At 39.4% G+C, this 2,640-nt stretch carries 2 protein-coding genes and 1 pseudogene; all 3 read left to right on the forward strand.

Annotation, left to right across the window (positions count from 1 at the left end; genetic code table 11):
- Positions 1-153 (forward strand): annotated as a pseudogene (gene pyrE, locus QNK26_RS11935) (orotate phosphoribosyltransferase); the annotation flags it as partial.
- A 201-nt stretch (positions 154-354) separates the two neighbouring features.
- Positions 355-1,371 (forward strand): UDP-glucose 4-epimerase GalE, encoded by a 1,017-nt coding sequence (gene galE, locus QNK26_RS11940; protein ID WP_319223192.1) that lies wholly within the window; start codon positions 355-357, stop codon positions 1,369-1,371.
- A gap of 51 nt (positions 1,372-1,422) precedes the next feature.
- Positions 1,423-2,496 carry a UDP-glucose--hexose-1-phosphate uridylyltransferase gene (locus QNK26_RS11945; protein ID WP_319223193.1) on the forward strand — a complete coding sequence of 358 codons (1,074 nt, stop codon included), beginning with the start codon at positions 1,423-1,425 and terminating at the stop codon, positions 2,494-2,496.
- Positions 2,497-2,640 lie beyond the last annotated feature (144 nt).

Here is a 2,640-nt window from a genome sequence, read left to right on the forward strand (position 1 = left end):
CTTTCTGCAATTCAAGAAGTTGAAAGAGATTACAACGCGAAAGTTATTTCAATTGTTAAATTGGCTGATTTAGTGAGTTACCTTGAAGATAAGCCGGAAATGCAACAACACTTAGCATCAGTACAAGCTTACCGTGAGCAATACGGAATTTAAGCTAACTGCTTGAATCTATTTAAAAACCCGTTAAACCTAATTAAAGAGGTTGAGCGGGTTTTTTTATAGCTATTTGTTTGAAAATAGTTTTTTATATATAAAGTGGATTAGTGTAACCGGTTACACTGGCGTGACCTTTATCACGGTAGTGTTATATATTCTTTTGTTAAAATAATTATTAATTAGTTAATGGAGTTATCAATGAAAATTCTTATCACGGGCGGTATGGGCTACATAGGTAGTCATACATGTGTTCAGTTGATGTTAGCAGGTATGACACCTATCATTTTGGATAACTTATCTAATAGTAGTGAAGTTGTACTAACAAAAATTGAAGCATTAACGGGCAATATCCCAGTTTTTTACCAAGGTGATATTCGCGATAAAAAAATATTAGAAAAAATATTCTCTGAGCACGATATAAGTTCGGTTATTCACTTTGCGGGTTTAAAAGCCGTTGGTGAGTCTGTTGCTAAGCCCCTTGAGTATTACGACAATAATGTAAATGGCTCTTTAGTGTTAACCGAAGCAATGAAAAATGCCGGCGTTAAAAGCTTATTATTTAGCTCATCTGCAACCGTATATGGAGACCCAGCTGAAGTTCCGATTACAGAGTCAACACCTACTGGTGCTGTTACTAACCCATACGGTCGTAGTAAATACATGGTAGAAGAATGCCTACGTGATGTGCAAAGTGCATTCCCAGATTTAAGCATCACGCTATTACGTTACTTTAATCCAGTTGGCGCTCATCCTTCAGGCACTATGGGTGAAGATCCGCAGGGCATTCCAAATAATCTAATGCCGTTTATTGCGCAAGTTGCAGTAGGGCGTCGTGAACAGTTATCTGTATTCGGTGATGATTATGCAACGCCTGATGGCACCGGTATTCGTGATTATATCCATGTTATGGATTTAGCAGATGGGCATATAGCAGCGCTTAAAGCTGTTGGTCAGAAAGCTGGGCTGCATATCTATAATTTAGGAACAGGACAAGGTAGCAGCGTATTGGAAATGGTTAATGCATTTTCAGAAGCGAGTGGTAAAGAGATTGCTTATAGCATATGTCCGCGTCGTCCAGGTGATATTGCAGAATGTTGGTCTGATACTTCTAAAGCGAATAAAGAGCTTAATTGGACTGCAACGCGCACCGTTAAAGATATGTCAGAAGATAGTTGGAGATGGCAGTCGCAAAATCCCAATGGCTATAATGAATAGTTAGGTCGATAGATACACCAATTAACTAGGTACACCAATTAAGGTATCGTAATGTCAAATTCAGTTGAAAGTAATCAAGAGTTTAGAGCGATTGACCATCCACACCGTCGTTATAATCCATTAACCGGACAGTGGGTGTTGGTTTCGCCACATCGAGCTAAACGTCCCTGGCAAGGACAAGATGAATCACCTGAACAAGCAGCAACAACCGATTACGATCAAGGGTGTTTTTTATGCGCAAATAATATGCGTATATCAGGTGATAAAAATCCTGATTATAAAGGCACTTTTGTTTTCACCAATGATTTTGCTGCTTTAACCACAGATACGCCAGATGCACCTGAGTCTACTAATCCGTTATTTCGTAGTGAAAGTGCACGTGGACTTAGTCGAGTGATCTGTTTTTCTCCAGATCACAGCAAAACTATACCTGAATTAAGTGTACCCAAAATCCGCAGTGTAATTGATACCTGGAATGAACAAATCAATGAATTAGGTAAACACTATGTTTGGGTTCAAGCCTTTGAAAATAAAGGCGCTATGATGGGATGTTCACAACCTCATCCACATGGGCAAGTTTGGGCGAATAATTTTTTACCCAACGAGATTGAACGCAAAGAGAAACTATTAAAAGATTACCATCAACAAAACCAAAGTAACTTACTGGTTGATTACGTTAATAGCGAGTTACAAGATGGTGCGCGTACAGTAGTCGAAACTGAGCATTGGTTAGCGGTGGTTCCTTACTGGGCAGCTTGGCCATTTGAAACCATGCTACTACCTAAAACACATGTAGCACGCATGAGCGACCTAACTGATGAAATGCGTGATGATCTTGCTATCGCGATTAAAAAGTTAACTAGCCGCTACGACAACTTATTTAAATGTTCATTCCCATATTCTATGGGGTGGCATTATGCACCTTTCTTTAAAGAGTCAGGAGAAGAAGAGCAGTACTGGCAATTACACGCTCTCTTTTACCCGCCTCTTTTACGCTCAGCAAGTGTACGTAAATTCATGGTGGGATATGAGATGCTGGCAGAAAGTCAACGTGATCTAACACCAGAGCAAGCCGCTGAAAAATTACGTGCAGTGAGTGATGTTCACTATAGTGCCGAAAAATAGCAGCATAGCCGAATAGTAATGTAAAAAATTAATAGAGAGAAAATAATAATGACAACTGAAACAGTCGACTTAAAAAGCGTAGTGAGTAATACCTTTAAAACAGAGCTTGGTTACGCACCAGAATACATTATTCAAGCCCCTGGA

The organism is Moritella sp. (assembly GCF_033791185.1).
Classification (GTDB): Bacteria; Pseudomonadota; Gammaproteobacteria; order Enterobacterales; family Moritellaceae; genus Moritella.